Source organism: Streptomyces ficellus (assembly GCF_030406405.1).
GTDB classification, from domain to species: Bacteria; Actinomycetota; Actinomycetes; order Streptomycetales; family Streptomycetaceae; genus Streptomyces; species Streptomyces ficellus_B.
This window is the reverse complement of the sequence record NZ_JAUEPL010000003.1, coordinates 159,466-183,121: the sequence shown is the minus strand read 5'-3', so window position 1 is coordinate 183,121 and position 23,656 is coordinate 159,466. Positions and strand designations below refer to the sequence as shown.

Below are 23,656 nucleotides of genomic sequence, written 5' to 3'. Positions count from 1 at the left end.
GCCGCCTGATGTCACCCGGTCGGAGAACCCTCCCGATTTTCCCTGCCCTCCCCGCTCCCGTTCCCTCCCCTCGCCACCCCTCCTGCCCCCGGACCGCGTCTCAGGGGCGCCGTCATACCTCAGGAGGAGGGGCGGGCCCGCCGGTCCGACTCCAGGCTGCCCCAGGAACGGGCACGCGGGCGGACGCCCCGGCGCCACGCGGCGAAGACGATGGATGAGTCCTCGAACAACCGCCGCGACACCGCGGAACCCTCGACAGGAGTCCCCTCGTGACCACCAGCCCCACCGCTTACCGCGCCACCGCGGTGGCCGCCCGCGCCACGGATCTGTCCAAGGTCTACGGACAGGGGGAAACCCAGGTGGTGGCCCTGGACCGGGTCACCGTGGACTTCCACCAGGGCGAGTTCACCGCGATCATGGGCCCGTCCGGCTCCGGCAAGTCGACCCTGATGCACTGCGTGGCCGGCCTCGACACCTTCAGCGCCGGGTCCGTGCGCATCGGCGACACCGAGCTCGGCTCCCTGAAGGACAAGCAGCTCACGCAGCTGCGCCGCGACAAGATCGGCTTCATCTTCCAGGCGTTCAACCTGCTGCCGACGCTGACGGCCCAGGAGAACATCACGCTCCCCATGGACATCGCGGGCCGCAAGCCCGACAAGGAGTGGGTGCGCAAGGTCATCGACATGGTGGGCCTGTCCGGGCGGCTCAGCCACCGGCCGGCGCAGCTCTCCGGCGGCCAGCAGCAGCGCGTCGCCGTGGCCCGCGCCCTGGCCTCCCGCCCCGAGATCATCTTCGGCGACGAGCCCACCGGAAACCTCGACTCGCGCTCGGGCGCCGAGGTGCTCGGCTTCCTGCGCAATTCCGTACGCGAACTGGGCCAGACCGTCGTGATGGTCACCCATGACCCGGTGGCCGCCTCCTACGCCGACCGGGTGATATTCCTCGCGGACGGCCGGGTCGTCGACGAGATGCTGCACCCGACGGCGGACGGCGTGCTCGACCGGATGAAGGAGTTCGACGCCAAGGGCCGCACGAGCTGACGCGCCGCCGGGGCGCCGCCCCGGATTCCCGCCGATCCCACTTCACCCCAGGACTCACACCTCATGTTCCGTACCGCCCTGCGCAATGTGCTCGCGCACAAGGCCAGGCTGCTGATGACCGTGCTCGCCGTCATGCTCGGCGTGGCGTTCGTCTCCGGCACCCTGGTCTTCACCGACACCCTCTCCCACGCCTTCCGCAGCCAGTCGGCCAAGAGCTACGACAACGTCGCGGTCGCCGTCACCTCGTACGCCAGCGAGAGCGACGCCAAGCAGGAGCCCGGCCTCTCGCAGCAGACCCTCGACAGGATCGGGAAGCTGGACGGGGTCGCCTCCGTCACCGGGCGGGTGGACGGCTTCGCCGGGGTCGCCGACCCCGACGGCAAGCTGATCGGCGCCGGCTGGTCCAACAAGGGCTCCAACTTCGCCCCCGGCAAGGACGGCGAGGACGCCGCCTACGACTTCGTGCAGGGCTCCGGCCCCGTCAAGGACGACCAGATCGCCCTGGACAAGGACACCGCCGCCAAGGGCGAGTACAAGGTCGGCGACAAGGTCCGCGTCGCCACCAACGGGCCGGTCAAGGAGTACACCCTCGCCGGTGTCTTCACCACCGAGGACGGCGCCGTCAGCGCCGGTGGCAGCCTGGTCCTCTTCGACACCTCCGTCGCCCAGCGGCTCTACCTGGCGCCGGGCTACTACCGGGACCTGACCGTCACCGCCGCGTCCGGCGCCGACGACCGCCGGATCCTCGACGCGGTCGAGCCGCTGATCCCGGACAACGCCGAGGCCAAGACGGGCGCGGCGCTCGCCGATGAGCAGGCGAAGGAGATCGAGGAGGGGCTGAGCAGCCTCAATCAGATCCTGCTCGGCTTCGCGGGCATCGCCCTGTTCGTCGGGATCTTCCTGATCGCCAACACCTTCACCATGCTGGTCGCGCAGCGCACCAAGGAGCTCGCGCTGATGCGGGCCGTGGGCGCCTCGCGCAAGCAGATCACCCGCTCGGTGCTGGCGGAGGCCGGTGTGGTGGGCCTGGTCGCGTCCGTGGTCGGCTTGGCGCTCGGTGTCGGCCTGGCCGCGGGCCTGCGCTCCGGGATGGCCGCGTTCGGCATGAAGGTGCCGGCCGGACCGCTCGTCATCACCGCGACGCCGGTGATCGCCGCGCTCTGCGTCGGCGTGCTGATCACGATGCTCGCCGCCTGGCTGCCCGGCCGCCGCGCCGCGAAGATCCCGCCGGTGGCGGCGATGAGCAGCGTCCACGCGGTGGCCACCACCAAGTCCCTGGTCGTTCGCAACTCCATCGGCGGAGTGATCACGGCCCTCGGCGCGGGCGCGATCGTGGCCGGCGCGGCGATGGGTTCGGACGGCCGGTGGATCATCGCCCTCGGCGCGTTCCTCGCGCTCATCGGCGTCATCGTGCTGGTCCCGCTGCTCTCCCGCCCGGTCATCGCCCTCGTACGGCCGCTGCTGGTCCGTGCCTTCGGGGTGTCGGGCAAGCTGGCCGGGCAGAACGCGGTCCGCAACCCGCGCCGTACCGGCGCCACCGCCTCCGCGCTGGCCATCGGCCTGACGCTGGTCACCGGCCTGTCGGTGCTGGGCGTCACGGTCGGCACGGCCCTGGACAAGATGACCACGGACCAGATCAAGGCCGACTACATGGTCGCCATGGCCAGCGGCGGTGACCTGGACAAGTCCGCGCTGGCCGCGCTGGAGAAGGTGCCGGGCGTCACGGCGGTCTCGCCGCAGCAGTCCTCGTCCTTCGAGATCAAGGGCGACTGGGTGTCGGCGTCGGCCATCACGCCGGGCGACATCGAGCGGGTCCTCAACGTCGAGCTGGTGAACGGTTCGCTGGGCACGCTCGGCAAGGGCCAGCTGGCGATCGCCGAGAAGACGGCCACCAAGCAGGGCTGGAAGGTCGGCGACACCCTGCCGGTGACGTTCAACGACGACAAGAAGGGCGAACTGACGGTCGGCGCGATCTTCAAGGACAGCGAGTTCCTCTCGCCGGTCCTGGTGGACACCGAGGTGGTCGCCCCGCACGAGGCGAAGCCGTACATCCCGCAGATCTTCGTGAAGATGGCCGGCGGCCAGACCGCGGCGAACGAGAAGGCCCTGATCAGCGCCCTGGGTGAGAATCCCGCGATCAGCGTGATGGACCACAAGGACATCCGCGACCAGTTCGGCGGCTTCATCAACATGATGCTGAACGTCATGTACGGCCTGCTGGCGATGGCGCTCCTCATCGCGGTGCTCGGCGTGGTCAACACCCTGGCGATGTCGGTCTTCGAGCGGCAGCAGGAGATCGGCATGCTGCGGGCGATCGGTCTGGACCGGCGCCGGGTGAAGCGGATGGTGCGGCTGGAGGCCGTGGTCATCTCGGTCTTCGGCGCGGTGGTCGGCATCGGCCTCGGCTCGTTCCTCGGCTGGGCGATCGGCCAGACCATCAAGTCGAGCCTGCCGGGTTACGCGCTGGTCATCCCGTGGGACCGGATCGGGATCTTCCTGATTCTGGCGGCCCTGGTGGGCGTGCTGGCCGCGATGTGGCCGGCGCGCAGCGCGGCGAGGCTGAACATGCTGAACGCCATCAAGACCGAGTAGCGGTCGGGGTACGCACGCGGAAGGGCCGGGCTCCTGGTGCGGGAGCCCGGCCCTTCGGCGTACGCGGTGCTCACGACGTGGTGGCACTCGGGGCGTGGCGCTCAGGAGGTGGTCTCGGTCCACGCCCTGGGCCGCAGCGGCAGGCCCGAGGTGCCGTCCTCGGGCGTCCGTACGGCGAGGATCTGGTTGACGCCGATCCGGTTGCGCTCGAAGGCCACGGCGCAGGCGGCCATGTAGAGCCGCCAGACGCGGGCGCGGCCCGGTGAGGTGAGCCGTTGGGCCTCGGCCCAGTTGGCCTCCAGATTGGCCACCCACTGGCGGAGCGTGAGGCCGTAGTGCTCGCGGATGGCCTCGACGTCGCGGACCTCGAACCCGGCCTCTTCGAGGGCGGCGGCGGTACGGCCCACGGGGGCCAGCTCGCCGTCGGGGAAGACGTAGGCGTCGATGAACGCGTCGACGTGGTAGGCCGCTTCGTCTTTCTCGGGGCGGCGGGCGATCTGGTGGTTGAGGAGCCGGCCGCCGGGCTTGAGGAGGGCGTACAGTTCGTCGGCGTACTCGCGGTAGCGGGCAGCGCCGACGTGTTCGGCCATGCCGATGGACGAGATCGCGTCGTACGGCCCGTCCTTGACGTCCCGGTAGTCCTGGACGCGGATCTCGATCAGGTCGGTCAGGCCCTGATCGGCGATGCGCTTGCGCGCGTAGGCCGCCTGCTCGGTGGAGAGGGTGACGCCGACGACGCGGGCGCCGTACTCGCGGGCGGCGTGGATGGCCATCGAGCCCCAGCCGCAGCCGACGTCGAGCAGCCGGTCGCCCTTCTTGAGGGCGAGCTTGCGGCAGATGAGGTCGAGCTTGTCGGCCTGCGCCTGTTCGAGGGTGGTGTCCTTGGACCAGTAGGCGCACGAGTAGACCATGGAGGGGCCGAGCACCAGCTCGTAGAAGTCGTTGCCGACGTCGTAGTGGTGGCTGATGGCCTCCTTGTCGCGCCGCTTGGTGTGCAGCGGGCCGCTGCGGCGTCTGACCTCCTCGGCGGGCGGCGGAGGCGGCGGCCACGGCCCGGCGAGCTGGAGCAGGCCACGGGCGGCGGCACGGAACCTGGGGTCGCGTACGGCGTGCACGGCGTCCTTGGCGTCGGCGCCGCGCTCCCAGATCAGGCCCGCGAGCCGGTCGAGGGCCTCGTACAGGTCGCCGTCGACGTCGAGCTCGCCCGCGACCCAGGCACGGGCGAGGCCGAGCTCCCCCGGCCTCCACAGCAGCCGGCGCAAAGCCCTGCGGTGGCGTACGACGAGCACGGGCGCATCGGGAGGCCCCGCTTCACTGCCGTCCCAGGCGCGGATCCGCATCGGCAGCGGATGTCCCAGCAGGTCCTTGGCGAGAGCGGTCAGCCGCGACGCGGCGTCGGCCATGACGCACACCTCCGTGATGACGGAAATCCCAGAAATGCTCAACACCACGTAAACACCCGGGGTGGACGAATGCAGTCCCGAAACGAGGCAACGCGGGAGCAAAATGCGTGCCGTCACCCTCCGCCCGCGCTGCCCTGACACCCCTTCACCCCGCCGGAGCCTCCCCCCGCCGGACCCCCGGGAAACGACCGACGCGCCGGGCCGGACGACGCCGCGGGACCGTTGGACCGTCGCCGCGGGGTCACGCGCGGGCGCGCGCGCACGCCCCCCGATCCCACCCACACCTCCAAGACCCGTTGAACCCGGGCTGGTGGGGTGGCCACCGCTCGGCGGGGCCGGCGGTGGGGGCCGAAGGGGCAGGGCCGTCGCCGCGCCCGGAACGGGGAACGCGAAGGGGCCGCCCGCACCACGGATGGCGGGCGGCCCCTCGGCGAGGTGACCGGGTGACCGGGCGGAACGGTCAGGAGGCCTTGGCCTTCTCCGGGGCCGACTTCGTCGCCGCCGGGGCCGGCTTGGCCGCCTCGTAGAACTCCTCGCGCGGCGATTCGATCGCGCCGAGCGAGACGACCTCGCGCTTGAGGAACATCGCGAGCGTCCAGTCCGCGAAGACGCGGATCTTGCGGTTCCAGGTCGGCATCGCCATGCCGTGGTAGCCGCGGTGCATGTACCAGGCGAGACGGCCCTTGAGCTTGATCTTCATCTTGCCCATGACGATCATCGCGACGCCCTTGTGCAGGCCGAGACCGGCGACCGCACCCTTGTTGGCGTGGCTGTACTCCTTCTGCGGGAAGCCCCGCATGCCGGAGATCACGTTGTCGCCGAGGACCCGGGCCTGCCGCAGCGCGTGCTGGGCGTTCGGCGGGCACCAGGCGTTCTCGTTGCCGGCCTTGCGGGCGGCGAGGTCCGGGACCTGGGCGTTGTCGCCGGCGGCCCAGATGTGGTCGGTGCCCTTGACCTGGAGCGTGGGCTCGCAGTCCACGTGGCCGCGCGGGCCGAGCGGGAGACCGAAGCGGGCGAGCGCCGGGTTCGGCTTCACACCGGCGGTCCACACGATGGTGTTGGAGTCGACCTCCAGGCCGTTCTTCAGCACCACGTGGCCGTCGACGCAGGAGTCCATGGAGGTGTTGAGGTAGATCTCCACCCCACGGCTCTCCAGGTGCTCCTTGCCGTACTGGCCGAGCTTGGGGCCGACCTCGGGGAGGATCTTGTCGGCGGCGTCCACCAGGATGAACCGCATGTCGTCGCGGCTCACGTTCTTGTAGTACTTCGCGGCGTCGCGGGCCAGGTCCTCGACCTCGCCGATGGTCTCCGCGCCGGCGAAGCCGCCGCCCACGAAGACGAAGGTCAGCGCCTTGCGGCGGACCTCCTCGTCGTTCGTCGAGTCGGCCTTGTCCAGCTGCTCGAGGACGTGGTTGCGCAGCCCGATGGCCTCCTCGATGCCCTTCATGCCGATGCCCTGCTCGGCGAGGCCGGGGATCGGGAAGGTGCGGGAGACCGCGCCGAGCGCGATGACCAGGTAGTCGAAGGGCAGCTCGTACGCCTCGCCGACGAGCGGCGCGATGGTGGCGACCTTCCGGTCCTGGTCGATCGTGGTGACCCGGCCGGTGAGTACCTCCGCCTTGGGCAGCACGCGTCGCAGCGGGACGACGACGTGCCGCGGCGAGATGCTGCCGGCGGCGGCTTCGGGGAGGAAGGGCTGGTAGGTCATGTACGACCGGGGGTCGACGACCGTGACGGTCGCCTCGCCGTAGCGCATCTTCTTCAGAATGCGCCGAGCTGCGTACAGGCCTACGTACCCACCGCCTACTACGAGGATCCTGGGACGCTCCGTGGTGCTCATGCCATCGAGTATCCACCCGCCTCAGGGGGGCCGCTCGTGCGCCCCTTCACAAGCTTCTGGCGCACCTCTGCTACACTGCGCGGCCCACGTGAGCGAGGTCATGGCGCGGCCAGGGAACCAGGGTGTCACGGACGGCGTTCTTCACCCCTTGTGAACTGCGGCTGCGAACGGTTCGTCACACGAAATGACCACTGGCGTTCACGCCTGGGAAACATAGCCACGGGCCGCTTCCACGCCTGCGAAAGGGCCCTGACCGGGCCGCCGGAGGCCCTCAACGGGCTCAGCGACCCCCATCAGGGCCCTTTTCCTTGTGAAGAACTTCACGAACTTTTCCGGGGAGGTCCCGCCGGGGGTGTCCGGCGGAGGTTCCGTCACACCAGGGACAGGGCGATTCCATCCAGAATGTCGTGTTCGGAGACGACCACCTCGCGCGCCCCGATCCGCTCCATGACGGCCAGCAGGACCAGCGCCCCGGAGACGATGACGTCCACCCGGCCCGGGTGCATCACCGGGATCGCCGCCCGCTCGTCATGGGTCGCCGCCAGCAGCCGCGCGGTCACCTCGGCGACCCGCTCGCAGGGGATGCGGGAGCGGTGGATCGCCGCCGAGTCGTACGCCTCCAGGCCCAGCGCGATCGCCGCGACCGTCGTGACGGACCCGGCGAGCCCGACGAGCGTGCGCGCCTCGCGCAGCGGAACGGTCTGCTCCGCCAGGTCGAGGGCCGCCTCGACATCGGCCCGGATCGCCGCGACTTCCGCCTCCGAAGGCGGGTCGCCGCGCACATGACGCTCGGTCAGGCGTACGCAGCCGATGTCGACCGACCGGGCCGCGCGCGCGTGCGTGCTCCCGACGACGAACTCCGTGGAGCCGCCGCCGATGTCCACGACCAGGTACTCGTCGGAGCCCGTCAGCTCCTTCGTCGCCCCCGTGAAGGAGAACTCGGCCTCCTGGTCGCCGGTGATCACCTCGGGCTCCACGCCCAGGATGTCCAGCACGCCCCGTACGAAGTCGTCCCGGTTCTCCGCGTCGCGCGAGGCCGAGGTGGCCACGAAACGCAGCCTCTCGGCGCCGTACTCCTTGATGGCGGCGGCGTACTCGCGGCAGGCCGCGAACGTCCGCTCCAGCGCCTCGGGCGCGAGCCGGCCGGTCCTGTCGACGCCCTGGCCGAGGCGGACGATCGTCATCCGCCGGTCCAGGTCGGTGACTTCGCCGGTCGCCGGGTCGATGTCGGCGATGAGGAGGCGGATGGAGTTCGTACCGCAGTCGATGGCGGCGACCCGGGTCACGATCCGGCCTCCTCGGCCTGCTGGTGGGCGGTGACGCAGGGGCCCTTGGCCCACCACTCGGGCAGCATCGCGAGGGCCTCGTCGCCCAGCGGGTTCACGCCGGGGCCCGCCACGAGGGAGTGGGCCACCAGGACGTGCAGGCACTTCACGCGGTCCGGCATGCCGCCCGCGCTCGGGAAGCCCTCAAGGACCTCGATGGCGTCACGGCGCGCGAGGTAGTCCTCGTGCGCGGCGCGGTAGGCGGCGGCCAGCTCGGGGTCCTGCTGGAGCCGCTCCGTCATCTCCTTCATGACGCCGTTCGCCTCCAGCGTGCCGATCGCGGAGTTCGCCCGCGGGCAGGTGAGGTAGTACGTCGTCGGGAACGGCGTGCCGTCGGGGAGCCGCGGCGCGGTCTCGACCACGTCCGGGTGGCCGCACGGGCAGCGGTGCGCGATGGCCCGCAGGCCGCGCGGCGGGCGGCCGAGCTGTTCCTTGAACGCCTCGACGTCCGCCTCGGTGGGCTCGGTGCGTTCGGTCTGCGGAGGGGGGGTGTCCATGCCTGCCTTGGTTCTACTTGTCCGTGGTGCGGTCGGCGCTGTCCACGCCGTCCCAGAGGTTGGAGTACCAGGGGCGGTCCGCCGCGCCCTGGTCGGTGCGGCGCTGACGTGCCGCGTCGGGGTCGATGACCGTGTAACCGGTCTCCCCGGGAAGTACGTAGTGCAGGTGCTCGCGCGCGAGCCGCCTGATGTAGGCGTCGTCCTGGAGCCGCGCCTTCTCGTCGCGCAGCCGCTCGACGCGCTCGCTCGCCTCGGCCGCCAGCCGCTGCTGCTCGGCGATCTCGGCGCGCTGGGACACCCACTGGCGCATCGGATAGGCCAGGGCCACCACCATCGAGCAGACGACCAGCACGAGGAAGGCCGCGCGGCCGGTGAGCCGGGAGCGGCGGGCCTGCCGGCGGGTCTGGGAGCGGTAGACGCGGGCGGCGGTCTGCTCGCCGAGCAGTCGCAGCCTGGTCGCGGTGGAGAACCGGTCCCGGGCCATCGTGTGCGCCTCCCCTGCTACGTACGGACGTCCCCGGACACGGTACGGGACCGTGGCCGGGGACGTACGTAACCGGGCTCTTCGCGGATCAGCCCTTGCCGCGCTGCCGTGCTCGCCGGTCATCCGCGAGGCGACCGCGCTTACCGGTCAGCGAACGCGACCGCGCCTACCGGTCCGCGAACGCGACCGCGCCTACCGGTCAGCGAGGCGACCGCGCTTACCGGTCCGCGAAGCGACTGTGCCTACTGGTCCGCGAAGCGACTGTGCCTACTGGTCCGCGAAGCGGAACCGCGGGAAGGCGCTGCGGCCGGCGTAGACCGCCGCGTCGTCGAGGATCTCCTCGATGCGCAGCAGCTGGTTGTACTTGGCGACGCGCTCGGAGCGGGCCGGGGCACCGGTCTTGATCTGGCCGCAGTTGGTGGCGACGGCCAGGTCGGCGATGGTGACGTCCTCGGTCTCGCCGGAGCGGTGCGACATCATGCACTTGAAGCCGTTGCGCTGGGCCATCTCGACGGCGTCCAGGGTCTCGGTCAGCGAACCGATCTGGTTGACCTTGACGAGCAGGGCGTTGGCCGCGCCCTCCTCGATGCCACGGGCGAGGCGCTCGGGGTTGGTGACGAACAGGTCGTCACCGACGAGCTGGACCTTCGCACCGAGCTTCTCGGTGATGGCCTTCCAGCCCTCCCAGTCGTCCTCGAACAGCGGGTCCTCGATGGAGACCAGCGGGTAGGAGGCGACGAGCTCCTCGTAGTACTCGGTCATCTCGGCGGCCGAGCGGGTCTTGCCCTCGAACTCGTACGCGCCGTCCTTGTAGAACTCGGACGCGGCGACGTCGAGCGCCAGCGCGATGTCCTTGCCCGGGGCGTAACCGGCCTGCTTGATGGCCTCCAGGATGAGGTCGAGGGCGGCGCGGTTGGACTCCAGGTTCGGGGCGAAGCCGCCCTCGTCGCCCAGACCCGTCGACAGGCCCTTCTCCTTCAGGACCTTCTTCAGGGTGTGGTAGACCTCGGTGCCCCAGCGCAGGGCCTCGGAGAAGGACTCCGCGCCCACGGGCGCGATCATGAACTCCTGGATGTCCACGTTGGAGTCGGCGTGCGAGCCGCCGTTCAGGATGTTCATCATCGGAACGGGCAGCAGGTGCGCGTTCGGGCCGCCCAGGTAGCGGAAGAGCGGGAGGTCGGAGGCCTCGGAGGCGGCGTGCGCGACGGCGAGGGAGACGCCGAGGATGGCGTTGGCGCCGAGCGACGACTTGTCCGGGGTGGCGTCCAGGTCGAACATCGCCTGGTCGATCAGCCGCTGCTCGGTGGCGTCGTAGCCGACGAGCTCCGGGCCGATCTGCTCGATGACGGCGAGGACGGCCTTCTCGACACCCTTGCCGAGGTAGCGGTCCTTGTCACCGTCGCGGAGCTCCAGGGCCTCGAACGCGCCGGTGGACGCACCGGACGGGACGGCAGCACGGCCGGTGCTGCCGTCGTCGAGGCCGACCTCGACCTCGACCGTGGGGTTGCCTCGGGAGTCCAGGATTTCCCGGGCTACGACGACGTCGATGGACGGCACGAGCATCTCCTTCTGGGATGTGACGCAAAATGTGACGCATGCGGTGCAGGGTCTCTTTGGCCTTGCGGCAAGAGCCTAACCGGCCGGGGAGCCGTGACCAGCCGACGCCCGCCTCCTGGGACGAAAAAGGGCTCAGGAGCCTGCATACGGTGCGAAATGCCACGAAACTTACCGGTCGGTAGGCAAGCCGGGCCGTGGGCTTCGGCGGCCGGCGCCGAAAAGCCCCGGCCCGGCGCGCACGGGGGAGAGCGCGCCGGGCCGGGGCGGCGGAGGGGGTCAGCTCAGGTGGAGCTGCTGGCCCGGGTAGATCAGGTCGGCGTCGTCGACGATGTCCTTGTTCAGCTCGAACAGCTTCTTCCAGCCGCCCTCGACGTTCTTCGCCTGGGCGATGGTGCTGAGGGTGTCGCCGGCCTTGACCTTGTACTCGCCGTCGCCCTTCTCGACCTTCGTGCCGGTCGGGGTGGTGACGGTCTTCGACTCGGCCTTCGGCGCGGTGCGCTGCTCGCTGCGCGTGGTGGGCTGCTCGGCCGCGCGCTCCTGCTGCTGGGGCTGCGCCTGGGTCTGCGCCTGCTCGGCGCCGCCGCCGTCGTACGAGGCGCTGGACAGGCCGACGCCGCAGTTCGGCCAGGCACCCTTGCCCTGGCCGGCCAGGACCTTCTCGGCGATCTCTATCTGCTGCGACTTGGAGGCCTGGTCGGCGGTCTGGGCGTACGCGGTGCCGCCGTACGCCGCCCAGGTCGAGGCGGAGAACTGCAGGCCGCCGTAGTAGCCGTTGCCGGTGTTGATGGACCAGTTGCCGCCGGACTCGCACTGCGCGACCTTGTCCCACTCGGCGGCGGTGGCGGCCGAGGCGGACGTGGCGCCCATCAGCGGGGCGGCCACGGCGGCACCGGTGATGCCGGCGAACGCGGCGAACCGGACGGCCTTGGAGGGGCGACGGTGCTTGGCCTTGCTGGAAAACAGCATGGAACATCTCCTCACCGACGCCTGCGAGGTGAGCTGTCGGGTTCGGGCCAAGTGAGTTGCCCGGCCGCGCGAATCGCGCGGCTCCACCCCTAGCCGGTCTCCTGCCATGTCCCCATGGCCGGACCCGGCACTTACCTTGGGTCCCCCGCTCCTGCCTTCGGCGCTTGACGCGACGACTGTTCCCGTCGACCGGCGGCAGGATTCGGCGTACCGGTCGATGGGGCCCGCGGTGCGAGCAGTCACGACCGTAATCACAGACCCGCCCGAACTTCAAAGACGGACATCAGGGTCAATCCGCCCTTATGCGCCTGCCTTTGGCGGACGTTTCCCCAGGTGAAGGGCGAAGTGGTCAGACCGGGCGGCCATGACACACCAGTTGGGACAAAGAGACTCATGTCTCACCGGGGCGCAAACGGACATACACCCCGGATCTACTCCTGAGCCGCCGTCAGGTCGAGGCTCTGACCAGGCAGGATGAGGTCCGGGTCGGCGCCGACGGCCTCGCGGTTGGCCTCATAGAGGGCCGACCAGCCGCCAGGGACCTGCTGCTCGTCCGCGATGACCCACAGGCTGTCGCCGGGACGCACGGTGTACGCGCCGGGCTCGACCGCACCCGGGTCGCGTGTCGCCCCGTCACCTCGCGAGGGGCGGTCGCCCGTTTCGCGGCCGGTGCCCGCCTCGCCGGCGCCGGTGGCGCCGCCGCCCTGCGGGGCCGCCGGGTCGTACGGGGCGCCCGAGGTGCCCGGAGTGCCCGAGCTGCCCGGAGCGCCCGGACTGCCCGGACTGCCCGGCTCCGTGGCGGGGGTCTCCTCCGGGGCCGTCTCGCCCCGGTGCTTGCCGGTGCCGGTGGCGGGGCCCCCGGCGGGGGCGGGCGACGCCGGGGCGGTCCCGGCGGGAGCGCCCGCACCGGCCGGCGCGGAGGCCGCGGGCGCCTCGGGGGCTTCCAGCACGTCGGGCAGGCCGGAGGGCGCTGCCGGGTCGGTGCTCCGCGTCGGCTCGGGCGCCGTCGGGGCGGTCTCGGTGGGCGTGAGGCCGAGGGCCGGCCCGGACGTCTCGGTGGCGCCGCCCAGGCCCGCGATGGGGGCGCAGGTCTCCCACGTCTTGACGCCGGTCGCGGCGTACACCTTCTCCGCCACGTCTATCTGCTCGCCACGGCTGGCGAGGTCGGGCCGCGGGGCGTGGGCGAGACCTCCGTACGACTCCCAGGTCTCCTGCGACATCTGCAGGCCGCCGTAGAAGCCGTTGCCGAGGTCGGCGCTCCACATGCCGCCGGACTCGCATTCGGCCACCTTGTCCCACGTGGCGGCGTCGGCCGCCGACGCGGAACCCGCGCCGAGCAGCGGGAGCGCGATGGCGGATCCGGTCACCCCTGCCGCGACGACGATGGCGGGGGCTTGACGGGGTCGTCGGTGCCGGCCGTTCCCGGAGCGCATGCGGTACTGCCTTTCGCGTGACTGCTGAGGTGACGGTGAACGTAGCGGCATTCGAACGTCAGTCACAAGTCGATGCACCTGAGATCACGCGAACATCACAGTTATGACGGATCGTCAGTTCTCAAAGGGGGTGAACTCGACAGGGAGCGTGCGCAGTCCCCGCATAATGAGCCCGCCACGCCACCGCAAATCGGCAGGATCCACCGCAAGCCGGACGTCCGGCAGCCGTGTCAGCAGCGTCGCCAGCGCTGTCTGTCCCTCCAGCCGGGCGAGCGGTGCGCCGAGGCAGTAGTGGATGCCGTGTCCGTAGCCCAGGTGCGGGTTGTCACGCCGCCCCAGGTCGAGCGTGTCCGGTTCGGCGAACCGCTCGGGGTCCCGGTCGGCCGCGGCGAGGACGACGAGGACCGGGTCGCCGGCCGCGATCCGCTCGCCGCCGATGGTGAGCGCCTCGGTCGCGAACCGCCACGTCGCCAGCTCCACCGGCCCGTCGTAGCGCAGCAGTTCCTCGACCCCGGTCTCCAGCAGCCCCCGCTCCCCCGCCGCCAGCGACTCCTGGAGCCGGGCGCGCTGGTCCGGGTTGCGCAGCAGGGCGTAGACGCCGTTGCCGATCAGGTTCACGGTCGTCTCGAAGCCGGCGAACAGCAGGATGAAGGCCATGGCGGCGGCCTCGTTCTCGGTGAGGTGCTCGCCGTGATCACTGGCCCGGATGAGCCCGGAGATCAGGTCGTCCCCCGGCTCCTGCCGCTTGCGGTGGATCAGCTCGGCGAGATAGCCCCGCATCTTCTTCACCGACCGCGCGACGCCGCCGCGCGGCCCGCCGCCCTGCCCCGCTTTCGTATGCCGCAGCATCATCCCGGCCCAGTCCCGGAAGTCGTCCTGGTCCTCGCGGGGCACACCCAGCATGTCGCAAATGGCATAAATGGGGAGCGGGAAGGCGAACTCATGGATGAGGTCGGCTTCCCCTTTTGTTGCGAAGTTGTCGATGAGCCGGTCCGTCAGCTCCTGCACGCGCGGCGCGAACTCCGCCACCCGGCGGGGTGTGAACGCCTTGGAGACCAGCCGGCGCAGCCGGGTGTGGTCCGGCGGGTCGATGTTGAGCAGGTGGGTCATCAGCTCGGCCTTGCGCTCGCCGGGGATGCCCGTCCTGCCCCTGGCGTGCGCGGGCTCGTCGTGGTGCGCCGGGTTCTTGCTGAGCCGCTGGTCGGCGAGCGCCTGCCGGGCATCGGCGTACCGCGTCACCAGCCACGCCTCGACACCGCTGGGCAGCCTGGTGCGGTGTACGGGGGCGTGCTCGCGCAACCAGGCGTAGGCGGGGTACGGGTCGGTGGCGAACTCCCAGGTGAAGAGTTCGGGAGGGCTGGAGGGAGCGTTCGGGTCGTTCACTCCTCGACGTTAACGCCGTGCCCCTCGGCCGCGCGGATCGCGTCACGGTAGGTGCGGGCGGCCGCCCTCAGCGCGGCTTCCGGGTCCACGCCGGCCGCTTCGGCCCGTACCGCCAGGGCGAGCAGGTCGTAGCCGAAGCCGTCCGCCTTCGGCAGCGCGACGTCCAGCCCGGCGCTGCGCACCCGGCTCGCCAGCTTCGCCGCCAGGGCCAGGCCGGGCTGGCCGAGCGGGACGCCGTCCGTCACCGACGCGCGCTGCTTCTCGATCGCCTTCGTACGCAGCCAGTGGGCCTTGACCTCCTCCGGCGTCTCGGCGCTCTCCTCGCCGAAGACGTGCGGGTGGCGGTGGATCAGCTTCTCCACGATCGTGCCCGCCACGTCATCGATCGAGAAGGGCTCGTCCTCGTGCTCCTCGGCGATCCGGGCGTGGAAGACGACCTGGAGGAGTACGTCGCCGAGCTCCTCGCGCAGTTCGTCGCGGTCACCGTCCTCGATGGCCTCGACGAGTTCGTACGCCTCCTCGATGCCGTACTTCGCCAGGCCCTGGTGCGTCTGCCGCGAGGACCAGGGGCACTCCCGGCGGATGCGGTCCATGACCTCCACCAGGTCCAGCAGCCGGGCGCCCGGCAGGTCGTACGAACCGGGCAGCAGCTCCAGGTCGGGCATGCGCACCCGGTTCGACCCGGCGAGCCGGGCGAGCCCGTCCGTCAGGGCGCGGTCGCCCTCACCGGAGGGGATCACCACCACGGTCGAGCCGTCGGCGCACGCGTCGACCAGCTCCTCGGCCGTCGGCGCCGCGATGTCGACCGTGACGCCCGCCTCGCGCAGGTACGGCAGCTGCGGGTGGCCCTCGTCGGCGCACAGCACCCGGTCGGCGGCGCGCAGCGCCTGCCACGCGGGCCAGGACAGCAGCCCGGGCGCGACGCGGTGGCTGGCGGTGAGCAGGACGATACGGCCGGGGGCGGTGGCGTCGGGGGTGCCGGCGGCGGGGGCGTCGGCGGGGGTGTCGGCGGGGGTGTCGGCGTTCACCCTTCGAACCTACCGCCTGGGATCACATACCGGCCGGGGGGTCCGAGTGGTCCTGGGTGACCCGGCGGATCCAGGGCGCGCTGTACTCCCCGAGCTGGATCTTGTCGTTGTCCCAGGTGCCGTACCGGGGGTTCACGTCGATGTCCAGCTTCTTCGACGCCGCGGCGAAGACCTCGGTCAGCTTCCGCTGCCCCTCCGGGGTGTTCCCCGCGCCGAGCTTCGCCGCGATCTTGTTCATGAGGACGTTGCGCCGCACCACACTGTCGATCTCGTCGGGGGCGACCCCCTGCTGCTGGAGCAGCATCGCGGCGAGCTGCTCCTCGCCACCGCTCCGGGTGGCGGCGGTCCGCCGGGTCTCCTGGATCTCCCTGCGGCTGACGGTGATCCCGTGGTCGGCGGCGACCTTCTCCACGACCCGGTCGAAGATCATTCCGTTGAGCTTCTCGCGGTTCAGGTCGCCGGTGGCCTCGATCAGCTGCTCCGCCTGCGGCGACGCCTGCTGGGCGGTGCGTACGTCCCTCACCTGGGCCTGGAGCGCCGCCACCTCGATCCGGTCCCCGTCGATGACGGCCGCGGCCCCGGGGTGGGCCTCGCTGCCGCAGGCGGCCAGGAGCGGCGCCGCGGCGAGGAGCGCGGCGGCGACGGAGAGCGCGGTGCGACGGCGGCGATGCAGGCGGTGCAAAGGAGCCTCCCGGCGTGGGTCGTGCGTCAGTGTGAACGACCTTGCGGTGATCGATGTTAGGCAGTCGCAGTGGCGTAGGCCACTACTTCGAGGTCACTGCTTCCGATGCCACGGCTTCGGACGCCACTGCTTCGGATGCCACGGCTTGGCATGTCACTGCTTCGGACAACGACTCACGCGCATGGGGAGTCTCGGGGCGCAGCATGATCGTCCGCGACACGACGAACGTGATGGGGATCGCCACCGCGGCCGCGACGAGGGGGGCGTACCGGCTGGAGAAGCCCGCGACGTCCACCAGGAGCCAGACGCCGCTGGTGGTGATGGCGAAATTGGCGGCGTTGGTGAGCGGGAACAGCAGGAACTTCCGCCACGTCGGGCGGGTCCGGTAGGTGAAGCGGCAGTTCAGGAAGAAGGACCCGGTCATGGCCAGGAGGAAGGCGACGACGTGCGCGGCGACGTAGGGCAGCGGGGTCAGGGCCAGCAGCAGCAGGTAGCAGCCGTAGTAGGTGGCGGTGTTCACCACGCCCACCAGCGCGAACCTGACGATCTGGCCACTGATCCGGCCGTGGACGGTCATCGGCGTACGAGCTCCCCGTGGTGGTGTGGCGCGGAGGTGTTGCTCGCCTTCACCAGGAAGTGCGGGCGGCGCTTCACCTCGTAATAGATACGTCCCACATACTCCCCGACGACTCCGAGCATGACCATTTGGACTCCGGCGAGTGCGGTGACCGTCACGAGAAGAGTGACATAGCCGGGGGTGTCGACTCCCTTCACCAGGGCGACACCGACGATCCAGACGGCATACACGGCGGCGACGGACACCAGCAGCAGGCCGAGGTAGAGGGCGGCGCGCAGGGGTTTGTTGTTGAAGGAGAGCAGGCCGTCGAGTCCGTAGTTGAGGAGTTTCCCGAAGGTCCATTTCGAGCGGCCCTGCTCACGTGCCGCGTTCTCGTATTCGATCGTGGTGGTGCGGAATCCCACCCAGGCGAAGATGCCTTTGGAGAACCGGTTGTACTCGGTGAGTCGCAGTATCGCGTCGACCGTACGGCGGGAGAGGAGCCGGAAGTCGCCGACGCCGTCCATGAGCTCCACGTCGACGAGCCGGTTGATCAGCCGGTAGTAGGCGCGGGCGGTGAGGGTGCGGGTGACCCGGTCGCCCGTGCGGGTGCGGCGGGCCACGACCTGGTCGAACCCCTCGCCGTGCAGCCGCAGCATGCGGCGCACCAGCTCGGGCGGGTGCTGGAGGTCGGCGTCCATGATGACGACGGCGTCACCGGCCGCGTGTCGCAGCCCGGCCAGCATCGCCGCCTCCTTGCCGAAATTGCGGCTGAAGGACACATAGCGGGTACGGGAATCGGCGGCCGCGATCGCTTCGAGCAGCGGGAGCGTACGGTCATGGCTTCCGTCGTCCACGTAGACCAGCTCGAATCGCACCCCGGGGGATCCGGGGAATCCGGGGAATCCGGGGAGTCCCAGGGATTCGAGGGATTCGAGTTCTGCGGTCACGCGCTCATGGAAGCGGCCGATGATCTCCTCTTCGTTGAAGCACGGCACAACTATCGAGATCAGCACAGAAGAACGACAACCGACGCGCGTGTCGGCGGCGGACGGATCACATGGCGGGCAGGCGACCATTGCATGAACTGGCCCGGGGAGATGGTGATTTCACGTTCCGGCCCTGCGATATTCGACAGCACCATGCAGAGATATGTGTCCCGGACGTGGGCGTGCGCGCTCGCCGGGCTGCTCACCGCCCTCGCCGTCTGCGCCGGTGACGCCGCCGCCCGCACCTTCCCCTTCGGGCCGCGTACCCGCGCCGTCAACGACCTCGGCAACCAGTTCGTGCCGTTCCACGCCCACCTGTGGGACCTGCTGCACGGTCGGGCCGATGGCGGCCTGCTGCTGAACTGGCGGTCGGGCTACGGCACCAGCTTCCTGCCCGACCTCGGTACGTATCTGACCAGCCCGTTCTCGGTACTGGTCGGCCTCTTCCCGCGCGATGACATCGACCTCGCGGTGTATGTGATCACGGTGGCGAAGATGGCGGCCGCCGCGGCCGCGATGACCGGTCTGCTGCTCGCCCTGCGCACGGGCAGCCGGTGGGGCGCGGCGGTGCTCGGCGCGTCGTACGCCCTGTGCGGCTGGTCCGTCGTCGAGGCGTCGTACAACCCGATGTGGCTGGACGGACTGATCGCGTTTCCGCTGCTGTGCCTGGTGGGCGCGTGGGTACGGGACGGTCGGCGCCCGGTGCTGGGGCCGGTGGTCGTCGCGGTGGCGTGGGTGGCCAATTTCTATACGGCGTACATGGCGACGATCGGCGCGGCGCTGGTGCTGATGGTGGTGCTGCTGATACGCGGGGTGCCTGGGTGGCGGGTGCTGGGGCGGGCGGCCCGGACCGTGCTGCTCGGGGTGGGGCTCGCGGCGCCCGTCCTGGTGCCGGTGTTCCTCGGGTCGCGGCACGCGTATCCGGGGTGGACGCGGGAGTTCGCCCCGGCCGGGTGGGCGGACGTGGCGGCCCGGGCGCTGCCGGCGACGTACGGCTTCTTCACCCCGGCGGTCTTCCTCGGCACGGGCGCGCTGCTGCTCGCCGCCGCGCTGCCCTTCCACCGCCGGGTGCCGGCGCGGGAGCGGTGGGTGTGGACGGGCCTGGTGGTCGCGGTCCTGCTGTCGGCGCAGTGGGAGCCGACGCACCTGGTGTGGCATGTATTCGCCACGCCCAACGGCAGCCCGTACCGGCAGACGTTCGTGCTGGCGGGGGTGGTGGTGCTCACCGCGTGGACGGCGGTGTCGTACGGCTGGCCGGGGTGGCGGGCGCTGGGGGGCGGGGTGGCGGTGCTGGGGGTGGTCGCGGCAGGTGCCGCCCCCAGTGACCTGGTCACGGCGTGGGCGTACGGGCTGTTCGCGGCCGGGCTGGCCGCGGCGGTGGGCGCGGTGCTGCTGATCCGCCGGCCCGGGTACGCGGTGGTGGGCGCCGCGCTGTTGTCGGGTGCCCTGGTGGGGCAGGCCGCGGCGACCACGGCGCACGCCGACCGGGAGCGGCCCGCCCGGCTGGACGACTACCCGGCGTGGGGCGCGCCGCACGAGGCGCGGGCGGCGGCCGTGGCCGGGTCGGACGGGTGGCCGCGCCACCGCACCGATCCGGGGCGGCCGCAGCTGACGGGGAACGATCCGCTGCTGGTGGGCGGGCAGGGCGCGGCGTACTACAGCAGCCATACGCCGGCGGTGCTGACGCGGACGCTGGCGGCGCTGGGCGGCGGCTGGACGTCGAACGGGCGGAGCGTGCAGTCCCTGGACAACCCGGTGACGGACGCGCTGTTCGCGGTGGGCGCGCGGGTGCGGGGGGCGGACCTGGTGCGGGGTCAGGAGGTGTTGCGGGGCCAGGATGTGCTGCGGCGCGAGGAGGTGCTGGGGCGCGATGGTGTGCTGCCGGGCCAGGGGGTGCCGCGAGGCCCGGAGGTACTGCGGGGCCCGGGGGTGTTGCCGCGCGAGCACGTGCTTCCGCTGGTGACGCTTCGGCCGCCGGGGCGGGAACTTCGGTACGGGGCTTCGCCGTTCCGCAACCAGGAGCTGCTGCTCGGGTCGCGCGTCTACGACCTCCCCGCCGATGGCGCGTGCCCGGTCGGCAGCGACGTCCACCTGTGGGCGCCCGACTTCAGCGGGACGGCCCGCCTGGGGGCCGGCGCCCCGGTGCGGCTGAGCGGCGGGCTGCCCAAGCGGCGGGCGGCGATGGTGCCGCTGGGTACGCAGCGCACGGCGGGCGTGCGGGTGACGCTGGACGGCAGAGGCGCGGTGCCGCCCGGCAGCGTCGGGTGCCTGGACCGGGCCAGGCTGGCGAAGGCCGTCGCCCGGCTGAAGGCGACCGGCGCGGTAGCGGTGCACGTCACCGCAGACGGCGTGCGCGCCGACCTGCCGCCCGGCCCCCGCGGCACGGCCGTGCTCGCGGCTCCCCGCATCGCGGGCTGGCGCTGCGAAGGCCGCCCGGCCGGTTCGTACGGCGGGCTCGTCGCGGTCGACGTGGCCGCGCGCACCGCCCCGTCGTCGGTGGAGTGCGCCTTCCGCCCACCCGGCCTGCGGGCCGGTACGGGGGTGGGGGCGGCGGCGCTGGCCGCGCTGGTGCTGTGGCGGGCGGGGTCGCGGGGCCCGGGCCGGCTGGTGGCGCGGGCGCCGGGCCGACTGATGACGCGGGCGCCGGGCCGGCTGGTGGCGCGGGCGCCGGGCCGGGGTGCGGGTCGCCTGCGCGACACCAAGACTTCATCCGCGCAGCACCCTTCCGTGGCCCGGCCGCCCGCCGGGGGCGCGTAGCTTGCGCCGCATGCCCTCTCTTCTGAGCAACCGGCTGGCGAAGCGGGTCCTGCGCCCCGCGTTCGCCCTGGTCGAGCAGCGCATGGAGCGCGTGACCACCGCGTTCCAGTCCGACCTCGACGCCCTGCACCACGAGGTGGCCGACCTGCGGCGCCAGAGCTACGGCCTCGGGCTGCTGCTCGACCAGGCCGGGCGCGACGGGCACCGGATGCCCACCGCCACCCAGGTCGACACGCTCGTACGCGAGGTGCGCGCCGTCACCGGTGACAGCGGCGAACGGGCCCGGCACGACATCACCGTCGCCTACCGCCACCTGGTGGCGCTAGAGGCGCTCGGGGCGGGCGGCCTCGCCGGCACCGTCTCGGACGTGTGCGGGCGGCTGGCGACCGTACCGCTGCTCGGCCCGCCGAACGGCGAGGTGCTGGAGATCGGCGCCCTGCACGGGCTGTTCGCGGCCGCGCTGCAACGGATGCTGCGGCGCGAGGGCGTCGAGGCGCGGCTGACGATCGTCGACCCCCTGGACGGCCCGCCCACACGCGCGCACATGGTGCGGGCCAACCTCGCGCTGGGCGGGGCCGTCCCCGGCGCGGCGGACACGGCGCGGATCGAACAGGGCGTCTTCGGCGACCCGGGCGTACGGCAGCGGATCGCCGACCGCCGCTACGGCGTGATCGTGGTGAACGGCGACCCCGACCTGGCGGCGGTACGCGAGCTGGCGGCGCCCGGCGCCATCGTGGTGCTGGGCCACCAGCCGCGCCCGGCGGGCCTCACCGGCCTCGGCCGGGTCGCCGACTCGGTGTACTGCCGCGTGGACTAGTCAGATACCGCGCATCCGCTGCTGGCGGTCCAGCGCGCGGCGCAGGTCCGCCGCGAGCGGGTGGTAGGGGCCGTACGTCCGCTCCGTGTCGTACAGCAGGCTCTGCAACTGCTGGTACGCACCCGTGTGGTCGCCCATCGCCAGCAGCAGGTGGCCTATGCGGTGGCGGATGTCGAAGGCGCGGGCGGGGTCGGCGCCGGCCGACTGCCCGTTCTCGTAGTACGGCAGGACCGCCCGGTACTCGGCGAGCGCGGCGGCCGTCTCGCCCAACTGCTCCAGGCACTGCGCCGCGTCGTACCGGAACTGCAGCGTCTGCGGGTCGGCCGGGCCCGCCTCGGCCGACCGGTCGTCGGCGAGGCGCCGCAGCTCGGGCAGGGCGCGCCGGTACTGCCCGTCGTCCATCAGCGTCGTCGCGTACTGCTTGCGCAGGATCCGTACGACCGGTGAGTGCTCGCCGTGCTCGGCGGCGGCCGCCGGGAGGATCCCGCCGAGGATGTCGACGGCCTGGGTGATGCTGCCCTCGCCGAGCAGCCGCTTGACCTCGTCGACGGCTGCCGCGACATCGGGGCGGGAGGCGGCGGGGGCGACGGCCGGCTGCGGCACGGGCGCCGGGGTGGTGGCGCGGTCGGGCCACGGGGCATGCGGGCGGAGGAAGGGCCGGGTCGGGTCAAGGGGGCCGGCCGGGGCGCCGCGCCCGGGCAGCAGCGGCGCGAGGGCCTCGTACACCTCCTGGGCACCGGACGGGCGGTGCTGCGGGTCCTTGGCGAGCAGCCGCAGGACCAGCGCTTCGAGCGCCTCGGGGATCTCGGGGCGCAGCCGGCGGACGGGCACCGGCGGCTCGTACAGGTGGCGGTGGAGGACGCCGAGGGCGGTGGAGCCGGCGAACGGCACGTTGCCGCTGAGCAGTTCGTGGAGCAGGACCCCCAGCGCGTACAGATCGGTGTACGGGCCCACGGCGCCGCCCATGGCCTGCTCGGGCGCCATGTAGGCGGGGCTGCCGATGGGCGAGCCGGTGTGGGTGAGGCGGGTGGTGTCGGTGTCGATGACCGAGGCGACGCCCAGGTCCAGGACGGTGACCGTGCCGTCCGGCTTCACCATGACGTTGCGGGGCTTGAGGTCGCGGTGGACGATCGGCACCGCGTGCACGGCGGCGAGCACGGCGCACAGCTGGGCGGCCACGCACACGGCCCACTGCCAGGGGTACGGGTCGTGCTCGGCGAGGTGGTCGGCGAGGTCGGCGCCCTCCACGTACTGCATGACCAGGAACAGGTCGTCGCCGTCGCCGCCCGCGTCGTGCACGGTGACCAGGCCGGGGTGGGCGACCTGGGCGGTGACGCGGCACTCCCGGACGAAGCGGCGGCGCATCTCGTCGGCGGCGGTGGCGGCGGCCATGTGGTCGGGGCGCAGCAGCTTGACGGCGACGCGGCGGTCGAGCCGGCCGTCGTAGGCGGTCCAGACCTGGCCCATGCCGCCCTGGCCGATGACGGTGGACAGCTCGTACCGCCCGGCGATGACCCGTCCGCTCACTTGTCCTCTTCCTTGCGGAGGAGGTCGCTGAGTTCGTCGAGCTCGGCGCGCACCTGGTCGATGCGGTGCGACGGGGGCTTGGCGGGGGCGGGCGGCTGGGGCTGCGGCTGCGGCTGGATCGGGGCGGGGGCCGGGGCTTGGAGCTGGGGCTCGGGCTGGAGGTGGGGCTGCGGGGGTATCGGTGGCTGGAGGTGGGGCTGGGGCGTGTGCCCGTAGGGCTGCGGATAGCCGTAACCGGCCGTCTGCTGGGGGAACGTCGCCGCGTACGGGTTCGGGGCGGGCTCGGCGTAGCGCCGCTCGTAGTGGCGGAGGTCGGCGTACAGGAAGTAGCCGGTGAAGACCGCGGCGTTCAGGATGATGCCACCCATCGCCAGGTCCATCTGGAGCGAGTCGATGTCATCGGTGGTGAAGGCCAGGCCGACGATGATGAACACGACGGACAGGGCGAACAGCGCCCAGTCCAGCGCCTTGCGGGTCACGATCGCGAGCCGCAGCGTCGTCGCCCACGTCAGGAAGCCGATGCTCAGCAGCGGCAGGAGCGCGAAGACGACGCGCAGCACGACCACCGCCGTCGTCGACGGGCGACGGGGCTGAGGCGGCACGATGCCGGGGCCGGGGCCGTACATTGCTGCTCCTGGGCGAACGAGTCGGATACGGAAGTGAGCGTATACACCGACACCGACAACCGGCCCCGGGTTGTACGGAACCGTTGTTGAACCGATCAACAAACGGATGCGTGCCCCCTCTCTCACGCCCCGCCGCCCACGCCCCGCTGCTCAG

The 23,656-nt window shown here is 71.8% G+C and carries 19 protein-coding genes and 1 riboswitch; of the genes, 4 read left to right on the top strand and 15 right to left on the bottom strand.

Features of this window, described 5'->3' with window-relative positions; translation table 11 throughout:
- The first annotated feature begins 269 nt into the window (after positions 1 to 269).
- A complete protein-coding gene (locus QWM81_RS03550) occupies positions 270 to 1,040 on the top strand; it encodes an ABC transporter ATP-binding protein (RefSeq protein ID WP_290109971.1) in 771 nt (256 codons plus the stop codon).
- A 63-nt stretch (positions 1,041 to 1,103) separates the two neighbouring features.
- Positions 1,104 to 3,632, top strand: a complete 2,529-nt coding sequence (locus QWM81_RS03545) for an ABC transporter permease (RefSeq protein ID WP_290109970.1) — start codon at positions 1,104 to 1,106, stop codon at positions 3,630 to 3,632.
- Between the two features lie 101 nt (positions 3,633 to 3,733).
- On the opposite strand, the gene QWM81_RS03540 is transcribed toward QWM81_RS03545, so the two are convergent.
- The 13 genes from QWM81_RS03540 to QWM81_RS03480 all read right to left on the bottom strand — a co-directional run bounded on the left by QWM81_RS03540 (position 3,734) and on the right by QWM81_RS03480 (position 17,802).
- The gene (locus QWM81_RS03540; protein WP_290109968.1) at positions 3,734 to 5,035 is read right to left on the bottom strand and encodes a class I SAM-dependent methyltransferase; all 1,302 of its coding nucleotides are present in this window, start codon (positions 5,033 to 5,035) and stop codon (positions 3,734 to 3,736) included.
- Positions 5,036 to 5,495: 460 nt separating this feature from the next.
- Complete coding sequence (locus QWM81_RS03535) at positions 5,496 to 6,875, bottom strand: NAD(P)/FAD-dependent oxidoreductase (protein WP_290109966.1); 1,380 nt, start codon at positions 6,873 to 6,875, stop codon at positions 5,496 to 5,498.
- Positions 6,876 to 7,246: 371 nt separating this feature from the next.
- Positions 7,247 to 8,161 carry a Ppx/GppA phosphatase family protein gene (locus QWM81_RS03530; protein WP_290109965.1) on the bottom strand — a complete coding sequence of 305 codons (915 nt, stop codon included), beginning with the start codon at positions 8,159 to 8,161 and terminating at the stop codon, positions 7,247 to 7,249.
- A complete protein-coding gene (locus QWM81_RS03525; RefSeq protein ID WP_290109964.1) occupies positions 8,158 to 8,697 on the bottom strand; it encodes a DUF501 domain-containing protein in 540 nt (179 codons plus the stop codon). Before QWM81_RS03525 ends, QWM81_RS03530 begins: the two co-directional genes overlap by 4 nt.
- Positions 8,698 to 8,710: 13 nt before the next feature.
- Positions 8,711 to 9,181 (bottom strand): FtsB family cell division protein, encoded by a 471-nt coding sequence (locus QWM81_RS03520; RefSeq protein WP_290109963.1) that lies wholly within the window; start codon positions 9,179 to 9,181, stop codon positions 8,711 to 8,713.
- 267 nt (positions 9,182 to 9,448) lie between these two features.
- On the bottom strand, positions 9,449 to 10,744 hold the full coding sequence (gene eno / locus QWM81_RS03515; protein WP_435372317.1) for a phosphopyruvate hydratase: 1,296 nt from the start codon (positions 10,742 to 10,744) through the stop codon (positions 9,449 to 9,451).
- Positions 10,745 to 11,014: 270 nt separating this feature from the next.
- Positions 11,015 to 11,704, bottom strand: a complete 690-nt coding sequence (locus QWM81_RS03510) for a LysM peptidoglycan-binding domain-containing protein (protein ID WP_290109961.1) — start codon at positions 11,702 to 11,704, stop codon at positions 11,015 to 11,017.
- Between the two features lie 3 nt (positions 11,705 to 11,707).
- A riboswitch (cyclic di-AMP (ydaO/yuaA leader) is annotated at positions 11,708 to 11,877 on the bottom strand.
- A gap of 258 nt (positions 11,878 to 12,135) precedes the next feature.
- Complete coding sequence (locus QWM81_RS03505) at positions 12,136 to 13,071, bottom strand: transglycosylase family protein (RefSeq protein WP_290109960.1); 936 nt, start codon at positions 13,069 to 13,071, stop codon at positions 12,136 to 12,138.
- Positions 13,072 to 13,251: 180 nt separating this feature from the next.
- A complete protein-coding gene (locus QWM81_RS03500; protein ID WP_290109959.1) occupies positions 13,252 to 14,520 on the bottom strand; it encodes a cytochrome P450 family protein in 1,269 nt (422 codons plus the stop codon).
- Positions 14,517 to 15,548, bottom strand: a complete 1,032-nt coding sequence (locus tag QWM81_RS03495; RefSeq protein WP_435372316.1) for a nucleoside triphosphate pyrophosphohydrolase — start codon at positions 15,546 to 15,548, stop codon at positions 14,517 to 14,519. The genes QWM81_RS03500 and QWM81_RS03495 overlap by 4 nt, the downstream gene beginning before the upstream one ends.
- Before the next feature lie 22 nt (positions 15,549 to 15,570).
- Positions 15,571 to 16,221, bottom strand: a complete 651-nt coding sequence (locus QWM81_RS03490; protein ID WP_290110048.1) for a SurA N-terminal domain-containing protein — start codon at positions 16,219 to 16,221, stop codon at positions 15,571 to 15,573.
- Between the two features lie 91 nt (positions 16,222 to 16,312).
- The gene (locus QWM81_RS03485) at positions 16,313 to 16,807 is read right to left on the bottom strand and encodes a GtrA family protein (RefSeq protein ID WP_290109958.1); all 495 of its coding nucleotides are present in this window, start codon (positions 16,805 to 16,807) and stop codon (positions 16,313 to 16,315) included.
- On the bottom strand, positions 16,804 to 17,802 hold the full coding sequence (locus QWM81_RS03480) for a glycosyltransferase family 2 protein (RefSeq protein WP_290109957.1): 999 nt from the start codon (positions 17,800 to 17,802) through the stop codon (positions 16,804 to 16,806). The genes QWM81_RS03485 and QWM81_RS03480 overlap by 4 nt, the downstream gene beginning before the upstream one ends.
- Before the next feature lie 126 nt (positions 17,803 to 17,928).
- On the opposite strand from QWM81_RS03480, the gene QWM81_RS03475 reads away from it, so the two are divergent.
- Both QWM81_RS03475 and QWM81_RS03470 read left to right on the top strand, forming a co-directional pair.
- Positions 17,929 to 20,532 (top strand): YfhO family protein, encoded by a 2,604-nt coding sequence (locus QWM81_RS03475; protein WP_290109955.1) that lies wholly within the window; start codon positions 17,929 to 17,931, stop codon positions 20,530 to 20,532.
- 10 nt (positions 20,533 to 20,542) lie between these two features.
- Complete coding sequence (locus tag QWM81_RS03470; protein WP_290109954.1) at positions 20,543 to 21,349, top strand: class I SAM-dependent methyltransferase; 807 nt, start codon at positions 20,543 to 20,545, stop codon at positions 21,347 to 21,349.
- Here the strand turns inward: QWM81_RS03470 and QWM81_RS03465 are convergent, their stop codons facing one another.
- Both QWM81_RS03465 and QWM81_RS03460 read right to left on the bottom strand, forming a co-directional pair.
- Positions 21,350 to 22,876: a serine/threonine-protein kinase gene (locus QWM81_RS03465; protein ID WP_290109953.1), complete on the bottom strand. Its 1,527-nt coding sequence runs from the start codon at positions 22,874 to 22,876 to the stop codon at positions 21,350 to 21,352.
- Positions 22,873 to 23,502 carry a hypothetical protein gene (locus tag QWM81_RS03460; protein WP_290109952.1) on the bottom strand — a complete coding sequence of 210 codons (630 nt, stop codon included), beginning with the start codon at positions 23,500 to 23,502 and terminating at the stop codon, positions 22,873 to 22,875. The genes QWM81_RS03465 and QWM81_RS03460 overlap by 4 nt, the downstream gene beginning before the upstream one ends.
- Between the last annotated feature and the right edge of the window lie 154 nt (positions 23,503 to 23,656).